At 59.1% G+C, this 16,974-nt stretch carries 17 protein-coding genes and 2 pseudogenes; 5 read left to right on the forward strand and 14 right to left on the reverse strand.

Going from position 1 to position 16,974, the window contains the following annotated elements; all coding sequences use genetic code 11:
- The first annotated feature begins 432 nt into the window (after nucleotides 1–432).
- Entirely contained in the window at nucleotides 433–1,260 is an 828-nt protein-coding gene (locus ACZ9BB_RS15075) for a c-type cytochrome (protein ID WP_476218318.1), read from the forward strand.
- Between the two features lie 171 nt (nucleotides 1,261–1,431).
- Here the strand turns inward: ACZ9BB_RS15075 and ACZ9BB_RS15080 are convergent, their stop codons facing one another.
- From ACZ9BB_RS15080 to ACZ9BB_RS15120, 9 genes and pseudogenes are all read right to left on the reverse strand, one after another.
- Complete coding sequence (locus tag ACZ9BB_RS15080; protein ID WP_476214446.1) at nucleotides 1,432–2,241, reverse strand: transglutaminase family protein; 810 nt, start codon at nucleotides 2,239–2,241, stop codon at nucleotides 1,432–1,434.
- Nucleotides 2,238–3,188 (reverse strand): alpha-E domain-containing protein, encoded by a 951-nt coding sequence (locus ACZ9BB_RS15085; RefSeq protein WP_476214447.1) that lies wholly within the window; start codon nucleotides 3,186–3,188, stop codon nucleotides 2,238–2,240. Before ACZ9BB_RS15085 ends, ACZ9BB_RS15080 begins: the two co-directional genes overlap by 4 nt.
- 12 nt (nucleotides 3,189–3,200) lie before the next feature.
- Nucleotides 3,201–4,610 (reverse strand): circularly permuted type 2 ATP-grasp protein, encoded by a 1,410-nt coding sequence (locus ACZ9BB_RS15090; RefSeq protein WP_476214448.1) that lies wholly within the window; start codon nucleotides 4,608–4,610, stop codon nucleotides 3,201–3,203.
- A 405-nt stretch (nucleotides 4,611–5,015) separates the two neighbouring features.
- Nucleotides 5,016–5,357: a ribonuclease E inhibitor RraB gene (locus ACZ9BB_RS15095; protein WP_007902188.1), complete on the reverse strand. Its 342-nt coding sequence runs from the start codon at nucleotides 5,355–5,357 to the stop codon at nucleotides 5,016–5,018.
- A 215-nt stretch (nucleotides 5,358–5,572) separates the two neighbouring features.
- The gene (locus ACZ9BB_RS15100) at nucleotides 5,573–5,806 is read right to left on the reverse strand and encodes a hypothetical protein (protein WP_038979787.1); all 234 of its coding nucleotides are present in this window, start codon (nucleotides 5,804–5,806) and stop codon (nucleotides 5,573–5,575) included.
- 237 nt (nucleotides 5,807–6,043) lie between these two features.
- The gene (locus tag ACZ9BB_RS15105) at nucleotides 6,044–6,235 is read right to left on the reverse strand and encodes a PLDc N-terminal domain-containing protein (protein WP_007902193.1); all 192 of its coding nucleotides are present in this window, start codon (nucleotides 6,233–6,235) and stop codon (nucleotides 6,044–6,046) included.
- Between the two features lie 83 nt (nucleotides 6,236–6,318).
- Nucleotides 6,319–6,849: a hypothetical protein gene (locus ACZ9BB_RS15110; protein WP_476214449.1), complete on the reverse strand. Its 531-nt coding sequence runs from the start codon at nucleotides 6,847–6,849 to the stop codon at nucleotides 6,319–6,321.
- A 238-nt stretch (nucleotides 6,850–7,087) separates the two neighbouring features.
- Nucleotides 7,088–7,606 (reverse strand): ankyrin repeat domain-containing protein, encoded by a 519-nt coding sequence (locus ACZ9BB_RS15115; protein ID WP_476214450.1) that lies wholly within the window; start codon nucleotides 7,604–7,606, stop codon nucleotides 7,088–7,090.
- Nucleotides 7,607–7,702: 96 nt separating this feature from the next.
- Nucleotides 7,703–9,489: pseudogene (locus tag ACZ9BB_RS15120) on the reverse strand (long-chain-acyl-CoA synthetase).
- Nucleotides 9,490–9,842: 353 nt separating this feature from the next.
- Between ACZ9BB_RS15120 and ACZ9BB_RS15125 the strand changes: the two are divergent.
- Nucleotides 9,843–10,121 (forward strand): DUF3509 domain-containing protein, encoded by a 279-nt coding sequence (locus ACZ9BB_RS15125; RefSeq protein ID WP_476214451.1) that lies wholly within the window; start codon nucleotides 9,843–9,845, stop codon nucleotides 10,119–10,121.
- Between the two features lie 138 nt (nucleotides 10,122–10,259).
- On the opposite strand, the gene ACZ9BB_RS15130 is transcribed toward ACZ9BB_RS15125, so the two are convergent.
- From ACZ9BB_RS15130 to aroC, 4 genes and pseudogenes are all read right to left on the reverse strand, one after another.
- Nucleotides 10,260–10,805 (reverse strand): 1,2-dihydroxy-3-keto-5-methylthiopentene dioxygenase, encoded by a 546-nt coding sequence (locus ACZ9BB_RS15130; RefSeq protein WP_476214452.1) that lies wholly within the window; start codon nucleotides 10,803–10,805, stop codon nucleotides 10,260–10,262.
- A gap of 12 nt (nucleotides 10,806–10,817) precedes the next feature.
- Nucleotides 10,818–10,961 (reverse strand): annotated as a pseudogene (locus ACZ9BB_RS15135) (class II aldolase/adducin family protein); the annotation flags it as partial.
- A complete protein-coding gene (locus ACZ9BB_RS15140) occupies nucleotides 10,937–12,085 on the reverse strand; it encodes an MFS transporter (RefSeq protein ID WP_476218320.1) in 1,149 nt (382 codons plus the stop codon). The pseudogene ACZ9BB_RS15135 and the gene ACZ9BB_RS15140, both read right to left, overlap by 25 nt.
- A 25-nt stretch (nucleotides 12,086–12,110) precedes the next feature.
- Nucleotides 12,111–13,202 (reverse strand): chorismate synthase, encoded by a 1,092-nt coding sequence (aroC, locus tag ACZ9BB_RS15145; RefSeq protein ID WP_476214453.1) that lies wholly within the window; start codon nucleotides 13,200–13,202, stop codon nucleotides 12,111–12,113.
- Between the two features lie 84 nt (nucleotides 13,203–13,286).
- Here aroC and ACZ9BB_RS15150 point away from each other — a divergent pair, with 84 nt between their 5' ends.
- Both ACZ9BB_RS15150 and ACZ9BB_RS15155 read left to right on the forward strand, forming a co-directional pair.
- On the forward strand, nucleotides 13,287–14,285 hold the full coding sequence (locus ACZ9BB_RS15150; RefSeq protein ID WP_476214454.1) for an alpha/beta hydrolase: 999 nt from the start codon (nucleotides 13,287–13,289) through the stop codon (nucleotides 14,283–14,285).
- A 100-nt stretch (nucleotides 14,286–14,385) separates the two neighbouring features.
- Nucleotides 14,386–15,177 (forward strand): hypothetical protein, encoded by a 792-nt coding sequence (locus tag ACZ9BB_RS15155; protein WP_476214455.1) that lies wholly within the window; start codon nucleotides 14,386–14,388, stop codon nucleotides 15,175–15,177.
- A 57-nt stretch (nucleotides 15,178–15,234) separates the two neighbouring features.
- Here the strand turns inward: ACZ9BB_RS15155 and prmB are convergent, their stop codons facing one another.
- A complete protein-coding gene (gene prmB, locus ACZ9BB_RS15160; RefSeq protein WP_008005645.1) occupies nucleotides 15,235–16,143 on the reverse strand; it encodes a 50S ribosomal protein L3 N(5)-glutamine methyltransferase in 909 nt (302 codons plus the stop codon).
- Nucleotides 16,144–16,381: 238 nt separating this feature from the next.
- On the opposite strand from prmB, the gene ACZ9BB_RS15165 reads away from it, so the two are divergent.
- Nucleotides 16,382–16,972, forward strand: a complete 591-nt coding sequence (locus ACZ9BB_RS15165) for a cysteine hydrolase family protein (protein WP_476214456.1) — start codon at nucleotides 16,382–16,384, stop codon at nucleotides 16,970–16,972.
- The last annotated feature ends 2 nt before the right edge of the window (nucleotides 16,973–16,974 follow it).

Genomic DNA, 16,974 nt, shown 5'->3' on the forward strand with positions numbered 1-16,974 from the left:
GTCTAGCCAACGGGCGCCCAAGTAGCTGGCCATAAGCCTCATACTTTTTTAACAGCAATTTGTGATCGGTCCATACGAAATGGATCTAAACCAAGCGTGACGCGGGCCCTAAGGTAAACCTTGTACGAAGTTGTCGTCGGGTTTTGCCGAGGCACTCGTCCTACAGGGAAGTGCAGCGCTCTGCCGTCATGGATATAGGCAGGCAGGCATCAGGAAATAACAAAAAAGGCGGTCAAGCCATGTTCAAACATTCGAAAGTACGTCAAGCCGGGCTCATTCTATTTGCCACTACGCTGTTGTTGATTTTGCCGAACCTGACCAAGGTGATCGGCTGATCGAGCATCAGGGTTTTCGTTTCGCCTGATTAAAAATGTGATTGGCTCGCTATTCGGGCCGGCGCGGCTGTGCCAACCTTTGCGGCACTTCCACGACATGGACGGCGATCATTTGAAAGCGCTCATTGTGTTTGGGGCCTTGCTGCTCAGCATGCCTCTGTCTGCCGCACAGCTGAATCTTGAGCTGGGCGCGAGTTCTCGCACCTGGCAGACCGAGGAATTGCTCAAGCATCCTCAGGTTCAGACCATCACGATCACTAACGACGTTTCCTACAAACAGGACATGAGCTATCGCGCCGTGCCGTTGGCGGCGTTATTGACGGGCATAAAACCTGACGATCATCTGCAAGCCGTTGCCCTGGACGGTTTTGCCGCCGAACTGGCCGCCGCGCCGCTGCTCAATGCCAAGGGCGCGCAGGCTTGGCTGGCAATTGAAGATCCGGCCAAACCGTGGCCGCCATTGTCGGAGGGCAAACACAGTGCAGGGCCGTTCTATCTGGTCTGGACCGACCCACAGGCGGGCAACATCAGCCCCGAGCAATGGCCGTTCGAAGTGGCGAGCATCAAGCGTATGGCCCCGGTGGCCGAGCGCTTCCCTGCCCTGTTGCCCGATCCTGCGCTGAAGGCGGACGATCCGGTGAACAAGGGCTTTGCACTGTTTCAGAAGAACTGCCTGGCGTGTCATCGACTCAATGGCGCCGGGGATGCGCAGTTCGGGCCGGACCTGAATATTCCGTTCAACCCGACCGAATACTTCGGCGCGGATTTCCTCAAGCGTTACATTCGCGATCCGCAGAGCTTGCGCCAGTGGCCGCAGGCGAAGATGCCCGCGTTCTCGACGGCGGTTTTGCCGGAGGGGGATCTGGAGTTGCTGGTGGGGTATTTGAAGCACATGGCGGGACGCAAGGTGTCTTCGGCCAAGTAAGCACACACCTGTGGCGAGGGAGCTTGCTCCCGCTGGGGCGCGAAGCGGCCCTCAAATCAGGCGACGCGATCCGTCAGGCAAACCGCATTCGCCTGAATTGCGACTGCTGCGCAGCCGAGCGGGAGCAAGCTCCCTCGCCACAGGCAAGCTCCCTCGCCAAATGAATCGCTGCTACTGCTGTTGGACCGAAATCACAGGCGCTGGCGTCGGCGAGACAAACACCTTGGCATGCATCTGCTCTCCCCCACCACCACGGCGCATGCCGCGCACCGGGCAGGCATCAAGGTAGTCGAGGCCCACGGCCAGTTTCAGGTGACGCTCAGGGCGGGACAATTCGTTCGTCACGTCGAAGCTGTACCAGGCGTCATCCAGCCAGGCTTCAGCCCAGGCGTGGCTGGCCAGGTGTTCGCTGTTCTCGCTGTACAAATATCCCGACACATAGCGCGCCGGAACCCCCAGGCTGCGGGCGCAGGCGAGAAATGCATGGGTGTGGTCCTGACAGACCCCGGAACGCCCGGCAAAGGCTTGCGCGGCGCTGGTGTCCACTTCAGTGGAGCCCGGCGTGTAGGTCATGTGCTGGTTCAGGCCATGCATTAAATCGATCAGCGCCGTGCGATCCCGCCGTTGTTTGCACGCCTTCTCGGCAAATGCACGCAGGGCTTCGTCGGCTTCGGTCAGCCGGGTGAAACGCAGGAACGGCAGCGCCGACTGACTCTCGTGCTCGGCTTCGCGCAGTTCGTCGATGTCGACCTGGCCACGGGCGCCGATGATGATCGCCTCATGAGGTTCGTCCAGGGTCAGCACATGCAGAATGTTGCCGAACGGATCGAGTTGCGCGCGCACCGGGCGCGGCAGATCGAGTTGCCAACTGAGTACGTGCTGGCGCTCGCTGTCGTGGGGAGTCAGTCGCAAGTACTGGATGCTCGCCCGCACCTGATCTTCGTAGCGATAGGTGGTTTCGTGGCTAATGGAAAGTCTCATGCAGCCTCCAGGTAGGAACTGTGTATGGCGTTGCCCAACTGGCGTACCAGCGGGATGAACTCGGTGAGCCAGGCGTGCAGGCCTTCGTCGAGGATTTCGTTGATACCGGTGTAGCGCAGGCGTGCGTCCAGCTCCGCCGCCAAACGCTGGGCAGGACGGCCGTTGGCCCCCGACAGGCTGGCGAGGATCTGGTCGATTTCTTCGGTGCAGGCCCGCAGGGATCGCGGCACGTCGGCGCGCAGCAGCAACAACTCGGCCACATGCCGGGCGCCAGGGGCGTCGCGATAGATCTCGGTGTAGGCCTCGAACGACGACAAGGCCCGCAGCAAGGCGCTCCACTGGTAGTAGGCGTGGGCCGTGCCGTCGCTGACCGCTTCGGCCTGATCGCCGGCCATTTCGTAACGGGCGTCGAGCAGGCGCAAGGTGTTGTCGGCCCTTTCGATAAAGGTGCCCAGACGAATGAAGCGGAACGCGTCGTTACGCATGATCGTGCCGTAGCAAGCGCCGCGGAACAGGTGGGAACGTTCCTTGATCCACTCACAGAAACGGCTCATGCCGTAGCGACTCAAGCCCTGCTCGGCGATCCCGCGAATTTCCAGCCAGGTAGCGTTGATGTTTTCCCACATGTCGGCGGTGATTCGCCCACGCACCGCATGGGCGCTGGCTCGCGCGGCACCGAGGCAGCTGTAGATACTCGCCGGGTTGGCGGCATCCAGGGCGAAAAAATGCAGCAGCCGTTCGGCATGCAACTCACCATGACGCCCCAGATAATCGTCGAGGGTGCCGGTGATCAGCAGCGGCATGGCGAGTTCGTGCAAGCCGTCGCCACGACCGTCCTGAGGCATCAGTGACAGCGAATAACTGACATCGAGCATCCGTGCGAGGTTTTCCGCCCGCTCCAGGTAACGCGACATCCAATACAGATCCGAGGCAGTTCTACTTAACATGGCTGGCTTCCTTCAATCCTCGACCACCCAGGTGTCCTTGGTTCCGCCGCCCTGAGAGGAGTTCACCACCAGGGAGCCTTCGCGCAAGGCGACACGGGTCAAACCGCCGGGCACAACCCGGGTTTCGCGGCCAGACAATACAAACGGGCGCAGGTCGATGTGGCGTGGAGCAATGCCGTTTTCGACAAAGGTCGGACAGGTCGACAGCGATAACGTCGGCTGGGCGATATACGCGTGGGGCTTGGCTTTGATCCGCTCGCGGAAAGACTCGATCTCCGCCGCCGTCGCCGCAGGCCCCACCAGCATGCCGTAACCGCCGGAGCCTTGGGTTTCCTTGACCACCAGCTCTGGAAGGTTGGCCAGCACGTGGGACAGTTCAGATGGATTACGACACTGCCATGTCGGCACGTTCTTCAGAATCGGCTCTTCATCGAGGTAGAAACGAATCATGTCCTTGACGAAGGGATACACCGATTTATCGTCCGCGACCCCAGTGCCGATGGCATTCGCCAGCACCACGTTGCCGGAGCGATAGGACGACAACAGCCCTGGTACACCGAGCATCGAGTCCGGATTGAACGCCAGCGGGTCGAGGAAGGCATCGTCGAGACGGCGATAGATCACGTCGACCGCTTTCGGCCCGTCCGTGGTGCGCATGAACACCTTGTCATCGCGCACGAACAGGTCCGCGCCTTCCACCAGTTCAACGCCCATTTCCCGGGCCAGAAACGCATGCTCGAAAAACGCGCTGTTGAAGCGCCCCGGCGTTAGCACTACCACGCTCGGATTATCGATCGGGCTGGAGCTTTTCAGGGTATCGAGCAACAGGTTCGGGTAGTGGTCGATCGGTGCGATGCGCTGGGCTGCGAACAACTCGGGGAACAGGCGCATCATCATCTTGCGGTCTTCGAGCATGTAGCTCACACCGCTGGGTGTACGAAGATTGTCTTCGAGTACGTAGTACGTGCCGTCGCCATCGCGCACCAGGTCGACGCCGGAAATGTGCGAATAGATATCGCGGTGCAGATCCAGCCCTTGCATCGCCAACTGGTATTGCTCGTTGGCCAGCACTTGCTCAGCCGGGATGATGCCGGCCTTGATGATGCGCTGCTCGTGATAGAGGTCGGCAAGGAACATGTTCAATGCCTTGACCCGCTGAATGCAGCCGCGCTCGACGACCCGCCATTCACTGGCGGGGATACTGCGGGGAATGGTGTCGAAGGGAATCAGGCGCTCTGTCCCTTGCTCATCACCATAGAGCGTGAAGGTAATCCCGGCACGATGAAATAACAGATCGGCCTCGCGTCGCCGTTGGGCCAAAAGCTCGTCAGGCGTTTCGGCCAGCCAACGGGCAAACTCCCGATAATGCGGGCGGACCTGGCCGCCGGCATCGTACATCTCATCAAAACAGGTGCGGATCATGCCGTACTCCTTGTCACCCGGACCTACAGGCCTTCGCAAGGCCCGTGCCATCGGCATAAACGCTTAAATATCAATCGGTTGGATAATCAACACACAAACACCGCACCAATCCTGTGCGGTAAATGCCCCAACCTGATCGCCCCCGCTTCATGGCGAAGCAATGCTGTCGCCTATCAGCAGCATAGCCAGAGTTGATTTCACTGCCCGGGGGGCGATGCGGATAATCCGCGCATTCGCTGGAAAACCTATCGTTCTTCCCTTTTAGCCGCCTGTTTAGGTGGCTTTTTTTTGCGTTTTTGAAACGTTATGAATCAAAAACACGATCTTTGGCCTTTTCAAACCGCGAAAACGAAAACGGCCAACCCAAAGGTCAGCCGTTGCTGAGTGTTGTCACTGTTCATAAGGTTATGCGAGTAGCCCTCGTACCTCCTGCTTGACGCCCCATCCTTCGATGATACCGCCCAGAGGCTCGACCACCGCCTCGAAGTCCTGCTCAAAGTCGCCGATGCCGTCGTAGGTGGCGTACATCACTTTACTCAGTTCCAGATGCCACGCGCCGTCGTCGCGCACGCTGATCTGGGCATTCAAGGATTCACCACAGAAATGACCTGCCGCCCTGCGTGCCCGCTCCTCGTCCGGGAAAATCGCGTAGAACTCGATGGGATGGAACCGTGAAAAGTCGAAACCGCCTTCTTTCATGCGGCGCAGCACGCTGCTGCTGATGTCTTCTTGATAGGCTGTGCTCATGAAACGTCCCCCTCAGACTGATGGATAGACTTTCCGTATTCCCTGCACTTTCAACCGATTGGTGAGAGCGATGCGGCAACAGAGGTTGCAGACGGGAAACAAGCATGTAGCTGACAAGACCAGACCTTAGCGAGTCATTCGCTGATCTCGCTTGCAGAGTAGCCCCAAGATAGAGCTGCTGCCAAGGTCTGGTTGTGAATGTGACAGGAGGTGTATCAGATCGGGGTAATACTGATGATTTCAATGCTGTTCTGGGATTTCAGACTTTTGACGGTCGGATCATCGGTACGACCCTCCAGATCATTGAGATCCAGTTCGGCAGCGACCGGCAGGCACCGGGCACGAATGAGTTTGGCGGCTTGCTCGCTATTCGGGCATTCCTCGCACTCGAAGAGTTCGTCCACTGTTTCACCGTGATCATCCACGAAAGTGATTTTCCACTTTTGCATCGGTGCCTCCTCGATAAAACCCATGTATGGGCTTACTTCTATCTGGACTTTACCCCTGACTGATCGTTCAACGGATTACCGCATGTCGGCATGAAAAAAACACAGAAACCTGTGGGAGCGGGCTTGCTCGCGAATGCAGACTGTCAGTCGACATCAATGTTGAATGATAAGCCGCTTTCGCGAGCAAGCCCGCTCCCACAGGGTCCGGCGTTCCTACAGGGAAAAAGTGTCAGTCTGTCAGATCCGCACATTGCCTCGTGGCCCGGCGATGGCCCAGATGATCAGGCCCAGGACCGGCAGCAGCAGGATCAATAGCACCCAGATGATTTTCATCCCGGTCTCGGCGCCACTTTTAAGCACGTTGATGATGGCCCAGATGTCGAGGGCAAGAATAATCAAGCCAACCAGGCTGTTGAACGTGGAACCCATGGTGACGCTCCCGAAGAGTGGTATGCCCTCTTAGGATAGTCGGGCCTTGCGAGGGTTCCGTTTTATTAGCGTCGTAGACGGCTTCAGACGTGGATCGCGACTTTCAGGGCTTCCAGGGAGGGCGCGGCGGCGATGCCGACTTCGGCGCACAATTCGAGAACCCGTGGCACGTCGTTACCGTAGACCAGCACCACTTGCAGTTCGTCGTCGAGCAACTGGCTGAAGTTCATCAGCGTGTAACCGCCGTTTTCCTTGGTCATGCTGCCCATCTGCACCTGAATGCGGTTGAGTGCCGTCAGGGCTTCGGTCTTGGCCAGTTGCTTGGGTTTGATGTTGAAATCGACGCCGGGGCCGAACGAAGCGACGATCTGCGCAAACAGGTCCATGTAGGTGTCAGCCTGGAACAGCACGGTTTCCGGCAAGCTGCCGACGACGACCCACTCACCCAACGGGATCGGGAAGGTGTCGTCGTAGTTGATGTCCGGATTGGCCGTCAGAAAAGCCTCTGGATCGGCGTAGGCCTGGGCCGCTTCATCAGCGACTTTCAGGATTTCGTCCTCGCTCATGCACCCGGAGCTGATTTTGCTGATGAGTTCGACGAGTGCGGCTTTCATGGGGTGGATCCTGTAGCGAGGGAATTTTGAGGGCGCGAAGGATAACGCATTCAAGGGTGGATTGCGGAACCTGGCACAAACCTGTGGCGAGGGAGCTTGCTCCCGCTGGGCTGCGAAGCAGCCCCAAAATCAGCCATCGCGGTCATTCAGATAGACCACATTCGCCGGGTTTACGACTGCTTCGCAGCCGAGCGGGAGCAAGCTCCCTCGCCACAAAAGCCCGCAACGCCACAGGGAATCAGGCCAGGAGTTTCTGCAACTGAGCTGTGGTATCCGCCGCGCCCATGGTCTTGGCCGCATCCAGCGCGGATACGCCGTTGGCATCCTTGGCTTTCGGGTCGGCGCCTTTGCTGATCAGGTAGTCGATGATTTCGACGCGGTTGAACATCGCCGCCATCATCAGTGCAGTGCGACCGTCGAACGACGAACCTTCCACTTGCGCGCCCCCCTCCACCAGCGCCTTGACCACTGCCAGGTCGCCCTTGAACGCCGCGCCGGCAATCGGGCTCTGGCCGTTGTCGTTGCGAATTTCAGGATCGGCCTTGTGCTCAAGCAGGACTTTTACCGTGTCGACATGGCCGTGGTACGCAGCGAGCATCAGCAAGGTGTCGCCCTTGTGGTTGCGCAGGTTCGGCGGCAGGCCTTTGGTCAGCAGCGCAGCCATCATGGCCGCATCGCCCTCGCGCGCTTTGTTGAACACCTGTTCGGCAAATTCAGCAGCTTCTTCGGGCGTCATCTGGCGGCTTTTGTCTGACATTGGGAACTCCACATTCGGTCAATCGGAAAGCCGACAGTTTCCCGAGCGCCCCGAAACCTGTCACTTGTTTTTTCTCATGGATGGCCATAGCCATATTCAATAGCGGTACCTGCCCCCATGAATATCCGCCAGCACCTGTTCCGTGACTTGCACGTAAGTCTGAGTACCCGGCAGCCAGGCGTAGATCGGGTCATCGCCGGTTTTGCTCGGGTCGAAGGCTTCGTCCTTGAGCCGGGTCTTCTGGTATTTGAAGGTTCCGGTGGTCTCCATTTTCACTTTTACCCGCAGGAAAAGCGGCACCGCATAGGCGGGCATTTGCTGTCTGGCGAAAGCCAGCAACTCGCCGAAATCCAGGGTCGCCAGGGATTCGGCCGGGGTAATTGCCGCCATCCCCGCCCGCCCGTTGGTGTTGTGGATTTCCACGCCATAGGCCACGGCCTCGGCGATGTGCGGGTGTTGCAGGAGGATGTTCTCGATCTCGGTGGTGGAGACGTTTTCGCCCTTCCAGCGATAGGTGTCACCCAAACGATCGACAAACTGCGCGTGGCCAAAACCGATGTTGCGCAGCAGGTCACCGGTATTGAAGTAACGGTCGCCCTTCTTGAATACGTCATGCAGCACGACTTTTGCGGTTCTCTGCGGATCGGGCGCCCTTGGCCACTTTGCGCATGAAGCCCTTGGCATCACGCGTGGGGGCGCCGGCGTCGTGGTCGTATGCCACCAGGTCCCAGGACATCAGGGAAAAACCGATGGGTGTTGTCGAAGTTGAGGATGTTAGTGAAGCCAATATTGCCGTCGCTGGCGGCGTACAGCTCGCAAATATGGTCAACGGCAAAACGGGTCTTGAACTCACTCCACACACCGGGGCGCAGGCCATTGCCGATCATCTTCGTCACGCCGTGCCGGCTATCGTCGGCGCTGGGCGGTTGATCCACCAGGTAGCGGCACAATTCGCCAACGTATCCGAGGGTGGTCGCCTGATAGTTGCGCACATCGCTCCAGAATTGGCTGGCGCTGAACTTGCGGCGGATGGCAAACCCCGACGCCCCGCTGATCGCCGAGCCCCAGCACACGCAGAGCCCGGTGGCGTGGTACAGCGGCAAGGTGCAATAGACGACATCCTGCGGCTGCATATCCAGGGCGATCAGGCCAAAACTGGCGGAGCTGCGCATCCAGCGGCCGTGCTTGAACACCCCGGCCTTGGGCAAACCGGTGGTGCCCGAGGTGTAAATATAGAAACAAGGGTCGTCGAGAAAAACCTGCCGGCTGCTGGTGGGGTTGTCGCTGGATGCTTCGGCACTGGCTGCCATCAGGTTGAGGAAGCCATCGGGGGCATTGCCCGGTTGCCGGTAGGTATCTTGATCGGCGACAAACCAGGTGCGCGCCGCATCGATGGATACTCGCTCGCGGACCACATTGAACGCCGGGACCAGTTCTTCTCCGACAACGATCGCCACGGGCGCCACCAGGTTCAGGCTATGAGCCAGGGTATCGCGGGTCTGGGAAGTATTGAGCAGGGCGCTGATCGCGCCGACCTTGGCCACCGCCAATATCGTCACCAGCAGTTCCACACGGTTCTCGATAAAGACCGCCACTACGTCGCCCTTGCCGATGTTTTGGGCGATCAGGTGATGAGCGATGCGATTGGCCCACTGATTGACCTGTTTATAGGTGAGCGCCACCTCGCCCTGCAGCAATGCCGGGCCATCGGGATTGCGCAACGTCGCCTGCTCGAAGCTCCAGCCGAGGCCACACGGTTGGGTCGGGTCCTTGACGTTGGCCACTTTCATGCCCTTCACCACGCGGGGAATAGCTTTGGCGATAGAAGGCAGCTTGCGGAGCATCATGCCCCAGGTAATCGTGTCGTTCGACGTATGGCTCATGTGGCTCCCGTTCGCTCTTCTTATTGTCGGGTGGCGGTGATTGAGGCCGAAAATACGTCAGCGGTTCTTGAGCTGTACACGCGGTTTTTGCAATGTTTTGTATCCGCGACCGAAGCATTCGATCGAGCTTCGAAAAGCGGAACCCCGGCGTTGCGATTGGTTCCATCGAATAGACGGCGACCACGCAAAATGCAGGATGCACGATGGCCATTCATGCAGATTGCACGACACCTCAAAAACACTGAAAACATAACTTATTGATTTTTATCAACTTTTACAAAATCAGGTGCTGGCACAATCACTGCAACTCCTTTTGCATGCTTACCCTTCAAGCGCAAACGGAGCTGATAGACATGAGCCTGATCCAGGAAAAATTTTCGTCTTTGTTCTCCAACTTCGAAGTGACCACCCAGCCACGACCTGACGGTGGCATTCTGCTGACATTGCGCAGTCAGGAAGGCAAAGTCTTCAAACGTTCGATTTCCTACCAGCAATTACATGCCGGCGATCAGCTGTCGTGGGCGATCAGCGCGATTCGCCGAGACCTCGCCGAACAGCCGAGCGAACTGCCGCAGATTTCCATGCTGCAAAGCCAGCAGCGATTTGCCCTGCCGACCTACCACTCGATGTAAATCGTTAAAACGCTACAAACAAACAGGCCGTGAAAGCGCTCGCTTCACGGCCTGTTGTGTCATCCCTGTTGGACTGCGCTTCCTCACCGCACTGGTAGTGCCTTCGATGTCGGCGAGAATCGCTTTGATCGACTCGGTTCAATCCTCAAGAAACGGGAAGCGGCTGGCGATGTCATCGCCGGTGAAATTGGCCACCCAGCCTTCGGGGTTGTTGAACAGGCGGATCGCAACGAAATGGGGGTTTTCGCCCATGTCGAACCAGTGCGGTGTACCGGCAGGTACCGAGATCAGGTCATTTTTCTCGCAAAGCACGGCATAGACGTAATCGCCGATGTGCAAGGTGAACAAGCCACGGCCGGCGACGAAAAATCGCACTTCGTCTTCGTCATGGCGGTGTTCATCGAGGAACTTGGCACGCAACTCGGCTTTTTGCGGGTGATCGCTGGTCAGGCTGACCACATCGACGGTGAGGTAACCGCGTTCGGTCATCAGCTTGTCGATTTGCTCCTGATACGCGGCGATCACTTCTTCCTGGCTGGCGCCTGGCTGGATTTTCGCCGTGGCTTGCCAACGGTCGAAGCGCACGCCCTGCTCGGCCAGGGTCGAGGCGATGTCCTCGAGGTGGGTCAGGACTTTGTTCGGTATTTCAGGGCTGGAGACGTGATAAACGGACAGGCTGCTCATCTGGGCAACTCCTTAACGGTTCAAGAGCGAGCGCGTCTTCAACTCGCACTCGAACAAAAATTCAAAAGCATCGATCTGTCGCAGCGCATCGCTCATGCGCGCGCCCCACGTGTAGAGGCCATGGCCGCGGATCAGGTAGCCTCTTGCATGCGTGTGGCAATGATAACGGCGGCGGCGAAAGCTGCGAGGCTGGCAATACTAAAGGTCAATGTGGCGCCGAGGGCATTCCAGCTGTAGCCGGAATACAACGCGCCCAGTGCGCCGCCGGTGCCGGCCAGCGCGGCGTACAACGCCTGGCCCTGCCCTTGCTGGCGTGCCCCGAAGCTGCGTTGCACGAAATGGATGGCAGCGGCGTGAAAGCTGCCGAAGGTCGCGGCATGCAACACCTGGGCGAATAGCAGCACCCAGAGGAATTCAGCAAATGAACCAAGCAATAACCAACGCAGGGCCGCCAACAGGAAACTCGCCAGCAGCACCCGACGCACCGAGAAGCGCGCGAGAATCTTGCTCATGACCAGGAACACCAAGACTTCGGCAACCACGCCCAAGGCCCAGAGCATACCAATCAAGCCACGGGTATAACCCAGTCGCTCAAGGTGCAACGTCAGAAAGGTGTAATACGGCCCGTGACTCATCTGCATCAACGCCACGCAAGCGTAGAACGCCAACACCCCGGGGTTACGCAATTGCTGGAGAAATCCCTCCCCGGCCAACCGTTCACTCTGCACCGGTTGCGCGTTGGGCACCCACAAGCTGCTGACCACGATCCCGGCCATGATCAGCACCAGCGCCACCGGATAAATGTCCAGGCTGAGCCATTCGAACAACCGGCCCAGCGCAACCACGGTAATGATGAAACCGATGGAACCCCACAGCCGGATCTGACTGTAGCGCGAGGCCTGCCCCTGCAGATGCGCCAGGGTGATGACTTCAAACTGCGGCAACACGGCATGCCAGAAGAAGGCATGCAAGGCCATGACCATCGCCAGCCACGCGTAACTTTTACTGACGAAAATCAGTGAGAAGGTCAGTAGCGTACAGACTGCGCCGAAACGCACGATGGCCAGCCGCCGCCCGGTGTAGTCGCCGAGCCAGCCCCAGATATTCGGCGCCACGCAGCGCATCAGCATCGGGATCGCCACCAGTTCGCCAATACGCGCGCTGGAAAAACCCAGGTGATCGAAATACAGCGCCAGAAACGGCGCCGTCGAACCGAGCAAGGCGAAATAGAACAGATAGAAACTGGAGAGTCGCCAGTACGGGAGCGCCGCCACAGTCAGACCGCAGCGGCTATCAGGTCAGCCATTAGAGCTGACCCAGCACCGGGGTGCTCACGCGCACATTGGCGTTCTGCCCGCGGTGACGCAGCAAGTGATCCATCAGCACGATGGCCATCATCGCTTCGGCAATCGGCGTGGCACGGATACCGACGCACGGATCGTGACGGCCCTTGGTGACGACCTCCGCCGGATTGCCATGGATGTCGATGGAACGGCCCGGCGTGGTGATGCTCGATGTCGGCTTGAGAGCCAGGTGCGCCACGATCGGCTGACCGGACGAGATACCGCCCAGGATGCCGCCGGCATTGTTGCTGAGGAAACCTTGCGGGGTCATTTCATCGCGGTGTTCGGTGCCGCGTTGGGCGATGCTGGCAAAACCGGCACCGATTTCCACGCCTTTGACCGCGTTGATGCTCATCAGCGCGTGGGCCAGTTCGGCGTCGAGGCGGTCGAAGATCGGCTCGCCGAGGCCCGGCATAACGCCTTCGGCAACCACGGTGATCTTCGCGCCAACCGAATCCTGGTCACGGCGCAACTGGTCCATATAGGCTTCCAGCTCCGGCACTTTGTCCGGGTCGGGGCTGAAGAAAGCGTTCTCTTCCACCGAATCCCAAGTCTTGAACGGGATTTCGATCGGGCCGAGCTGGCTCATGTAGCCACGAATGACGATACCCTGGGTGGCCAGGTATTTTTTCGCAATGGCGCCTGCAGCCACGCGCATGGCGGTTTCCCGCGCCGAACTGCGACCGCCACCGCGGTAATCGCGTTCACCGTATTTGTGGTGATAGGTGTAGTCGGCGTGGGCCGGGCGGAACAGATCCTTGATCGCCGAGTAGTCCTTGGACTTCTGGTCGGTGTTGCGGATCAACAGGCCGATGGCGCAACCGGTAGTGCGACCTTCGAACACGCCCGAGAGGATTTCGACTTCGTCGGCTTCCTGGCGCTGAGTGGTGTGACGGCTGGTGCCGGGCTTGCGGCGGTCCAGGTCACGCTGCAGGTCCTCCAGGGAAATCTCCAGGCCCGGCGGGCAGCCATCGACAATGGCGACCAACGCCGGGCCATGGCTTTCGCCCGCGGTGGTGACAGTGAACAGCTTGCCGTAAGTATTGCCGGACATGCGGACGCTCCGTGAAATCGAACCTAAAATACGTAATGCGCGCCAGTATACGCAGGCTACCCGACTAGTTCATCCTCGAACCTTATGGGTGCCTGTGAGTCCAACCGGCACCTTGTTGATGATGGCGTGATGATGCTGCGAGTTCTAGCCTTGAGCCTTACCCTGTTTACCGGTTTTGTACAGGCCTCCGTCCTGCAACGCCCGATCACACTGGACACCGGCAGTGGCGAGCTTTTCGGCTCGCTATTGCTGCCCAAGTCCGACACGCCGGTACCGGTTGTCCTGATCATTTCCGGCTCCGGTCCTACCGATCGTGACGGAAACAACCCCGATGGCGGGCGCAATGACAGCCTTAAACGGCTGGCGTGGGTGCTGGCCAAACACAACATCGCCAGCGTGCGTTACGACAAGCGCGGTGTGGCAGCGAGCCTTGCCGCCACGCCGGACGAACGCAATCTGTCGGTCGAAGCGTATGTGGCCGACGCCGTGGCCTGGGGCCAGAAACTTAAAACCGACCCGCGTTTTGGCAAGCTGATCCTGCTGGGCCACAGCGAAGGGGCTTTGATTGCCAGCCTGGCGGCGCCAAGCGTCGATGCGGCCGCAGTGATTTCCATGTCCGGCAGCGCCCGGCCGATCGATCAGGTGCTACGCCAGCAGTTGAGCAATCGCCTGCCGCCGGCATTGATGCTGCGCAGCAATGAACTGCTCGACAGCCTCAAGGCCGGCCACACCGACGACAACGTGCCACCGCAGTTACAGGTGATTTTCCGCCCCAGCGTGCAGCCGTACCTGATTTCGTTGTTCCGCCAGGACCCGGCGGCGGCCTTCGCCAAACTGAAGATGCCGGCACTGATCATCCAGGGCAGCAACGACATCCAGGTCGGCGTGGGTGACGCCAAGGCGCTCAAAGCCGCCAAACCGGACGCCGAACTGGCGCTGATCGAAGGCATGAACCACGTAATGCGCATCGTGCCCATCGACGTGAAGCGGCAATTAGCCTCCTATAAAGATCCGCAATTACCGCTGGCGGCCGAACTGGGTGCGCGAATCCTCGGGTTTATTGACGGACTTCGCACTAGTTAAGCGCCCCCTGGCCCTCCAGTCCTGAAAAAAACGGCCGATAAGCCTTTGTCGCCAGCGCTATGACTGGCGGCAAGCAGAGCTTGGACAGGATCTCGCCGTTATGACTGATACCCAGACTTCACCCGACACCACCGCTGAAAAAGACGCACCGCCAGCGGTCGAGCTGCCGTGGGCGGACGTCCACGTCGAGCACCACAAGATGCTCCGCCTGGCGCCGCTGCAAACCGACCGCAACACTGGCGGGCGGCCGTTGCGCTTTGTCGAATTCGGTTACGCCGAACGCCATAGCAAGGAACACAGCCTGCTGCGCATGGCCATCAAGCTGCCAGGCCAGCGGGTGCGCAAAGAACAGAACCATCTGGACGTGTGGGTCGATCACACTGCCAAACGCGTGCATTTCGGGCCGGAAAGCGGCTTGCAAATCGAGCCGCTGAACCGCGGCATCGGGCGCTACATGGCGGCTCAGGGCATTACCTGGGCGAAGAAAAAATGGCCTGCCTATACCGTCGACGGTACCGACCTGAACAACAAGGATGCGCTGAACGAAGACACGCGCTTGCGCCGCGATCACTTTTTGCGGGTGCATGGCTTTGATGTGGTCTACGCCGATGCCCAGCATTTGAAAGGCAGCGTTAAAGAGGTGCAGGTCGGTGATTTGCTGGGCGACTGGAACAGCGAAAAGCTGCAACAGGTGGAAATCCTCGAAGCCGCGCAAATGCTCCAGCAAGCCGAGCAGAACCTGGCGGAACAGGAAGTCAAACTGAAGAAACACGAAGAAAAGGTCAGCAAGTACAAGCGTGAAGACGCCGGGCTGCGCTTTACCATTACGTGTCTGGTGGCGTTTGCGGTGTTTCAGGCCGGGTTGTTGATCTGGATTGCCACGCACCGGTAACCGACATCAAACCCAACTGTGGCGAGGGAGCTTGCTCCCTCGCCACAAGAATCGGGGTCAGACGCGGGAAGCGAACAGCGCCTGATGATCGCGGCACTGCTCTGCTGTCAGCATGAACACCCCATGCCCACCACGTTCGAACTCCAGCCAGGCGAAGTCGACTTCCGGGTACAACGCCTCGACGTGAACCTGGCTGTTACCCACTTCAACGATCAACAAGCCCTTCTCGGTCAGATGATCCGCGGCTTCGGCGAGCATGCGCCGTACCAGGTTCAAACCATCGTCGCCACAGGCCAGGCCCAGTTCGGGTTCGTGCTGATATTCATCCGGCATGTCGGCGAAATCTTCCGCATCGACGTAGGGCGGGTTCGACACGATCAGGTCGAAACGTTGCCCCGGCAAGCCATCGAAACCATCGCCCTGAACGGTGAACACCCGCTCGTCGACACCATGGCGCTCGATGTTCTGGTTAGCCACTTCCAGCGCTTCGAACGACAGGTCAGCCAATACCACTTCGGCGTTCTGGAACTCGTAGGCACAGGCGATGCCGATGCAACCGGAACCGGTGCACAGGTCGAGAATGCGCGCAGGTTCGGCACCCAGCCACGGCTCGAAACGTTTTTCGATCAGCTCGCCAATCGGTGAGCGCGGGATCAACACACGCTCGTCGACGATGAACGACATGCCACAAAACCAGGCTTCGCCCAGCAGGTAAGCAGTAGGAATGCGTTCCTCGATGCGACGTTTGAGCAGGCGCTGCAAGTTGACCAGTTCGTCCTCTTCCAGATTGCAGTCGAGGTAGCTATCGGCGATTTCCCACGGCAAGTGCAGCGCACCCAACACCAGTTGACGGGCTTCATCCCAGGCGTTGTCGGTGCCATGGCCGAAAAACAGATCCTCCCCATGGAAGCGGCTGACGGCCCAACGGATATGGTCGCGCAGGGTACGAAGTCGGGAAGTGATCACGGGGCAAACTCCAGAAAAAACGACTGACGATTCTAACAGCCAAACGACGCCGCGACGACGCAGGAAAAACACCGGATCAGATGTAGGACTCTTCTATTTTTTCAGCAAGCTATTGAACAGAACGAGTATCTTGACAAGGCTGCGAGCCAGCAACGGCGGTGCCTACGATGGTAGCGATTCACAGAAGCGCTCAGCCAGAGGAGAATGTCGCAAAAGCCCCACTCGAAGGAGCCCCAGAATGTCCGTTCCAAAAACGATGTTTCAACTCAGCGGCCGTGGTTACGCAGCGGCCAATCTGGGTCATGCGACCCTTGTCATCATCGATGCCCAGAAAGAATACCTCAGCGGCCCCTTGGCACTGAGCGGCATGGATGCTGCCGTCGCGAACATCAAGCAACTGCTGACCGCTGCCCGCGCAGCCGGTCGCCCGATCGTGCACGTGCGTCACCTCGGCACCGTCGGTGGGCTGTTCGATCCTCAGGGCGAACGCGGTGAGTTCATTCCGGGCCTGGAGCCACAGAGCGGCGAAACCATCATCGGCAAACTGCTGCCGAGCGCCTTTCACGGCACCGAACTGTATGACCGCCTGCAGGATCTCGGCTCGCTGGACCTGATCGTGTGCGGTTTCATGAGCCACTCCAGCGTCAGCACCACGGTGCGTGCGGCGAAGAACCTGGGTTTTCGCTGCACCCTGGTGGAAGATGCCTGCGCGACGCGGGATTTGCCTTGCAAGGGCGGGATCCTCAGCGCCGAACACGTTCAGCAGACCGAAATGGCGATCATGGCGGACAACTTCGCCACCCTCGCCCTGACTCACGATCTGATCTGATC

This window comes from Pseudomonas sp. TE3552 (assembly GCF_056278945.1).

Coding starts and splice junctions, on each gene's coding strand:
- ACZ9BB_RS15075 (WP_476218318.1), top strand. CDS start 433: ATGGACGGCGATCATTTGAAAGCGCTCATTGTGTTTGGGGCCTTGCTG.
- ACZ9BB_RS15080 (WP_476214446.1), bottom strand. CDS start 2,241: ATGAGACTTTCCATTAGCCACGAAACCACCTATCGCTACGAAGATCAG.
- ACZ9BB_RS15085 (WP_476214447.1), bottom strand. CDS start 3,188: ATGTTAAGTAGAACTGCCTCGGATCTGTATTGGATGTCGCGTTACCTG.
- ACZ9BB_RS15090 (WP_476214448.1), bottom strand. CDS start 4,610: ATGATCCGCACCTGTTTTGATGAGATGTACGATGCCGGCGGCCAGGTC.
- ACZ9BB_RS15095 (WP_007902188.1), bottom strand. CDS start 5,357: ATGAGCACAGCCTATCAAGAAGACATCAGCAGCAGCGTGCTGCGCCGC.
- ACZ9BB_RS15100 (WP_038979787.1), bottom strand. CDS start 5,806: ATGCAAAAGTGGAAAATCACTTTCGTGGATGATCACGGTGAAACAGTG.
- ACZ9BB_RS15105 (WP_007902193.1), bottom strand. CDS start 6,235: ATGGGTTCCACGTTCAACAGCCTGGTTGGCTTGATTATTCTTGCCCTC.
- ACZ9BB_RS15110 (WP_476214449.1), bottom strand. CDS start 6,849: ATGAAAGCCGCACTCGTCGAACTCATCAGCAAAATCAGCTCCGGGTGC.
- ACZ9BB_RS15115 (WP_476214450.1), bottom strand. CDS start 7,606: ATGTCAGACAAAAGCCGCCAGATGACGCCCGAAGAAGCTGCTGAATTT.
- ACZ9BB_RS15125 (WP_476214451.1), top strand. CDS start 9,843: ATGAGCCTGATCCAGGAAAAATTTTCGTCTTTGTTCTCCAACTTCGAA.
- ACZ9BB_RS15130 (WP_476214452.1), bottom strand. CDS start 10,805: ATGAGCAGCCTGTCCGTTTATCACGTCTCCAGCCCTGAAATACCGAAC.
- aroC (WP_476214453.1), bottom strand. CDS start 13,202: ATGTCCGGCAATACTTACGGCAAGCTGTTCACTGTCACCACCGCGGGC.
- ACZ9BB_RS15150 (WP_476214454.1), top strand. CDS start 13,287: ATGGGTGCCTGTGAGTCCAACCGGCACCTTGTTGATGATGGCGTGATG.
- ACZ9BB_RS15155 (WP_476214455.1), top strand. CDS start 14,386: ATGACTGATACCCAGACTTCACCCGACACCACCGCTGAAAAAGACGCA.
- ACZ9BB_RS15165 (WP_476214456.1), top strand. CDS start 16,382: ATGTCCGTTCCAAAAACGATGTTTCAACTCAGCGGCCGTGGTTACGCA.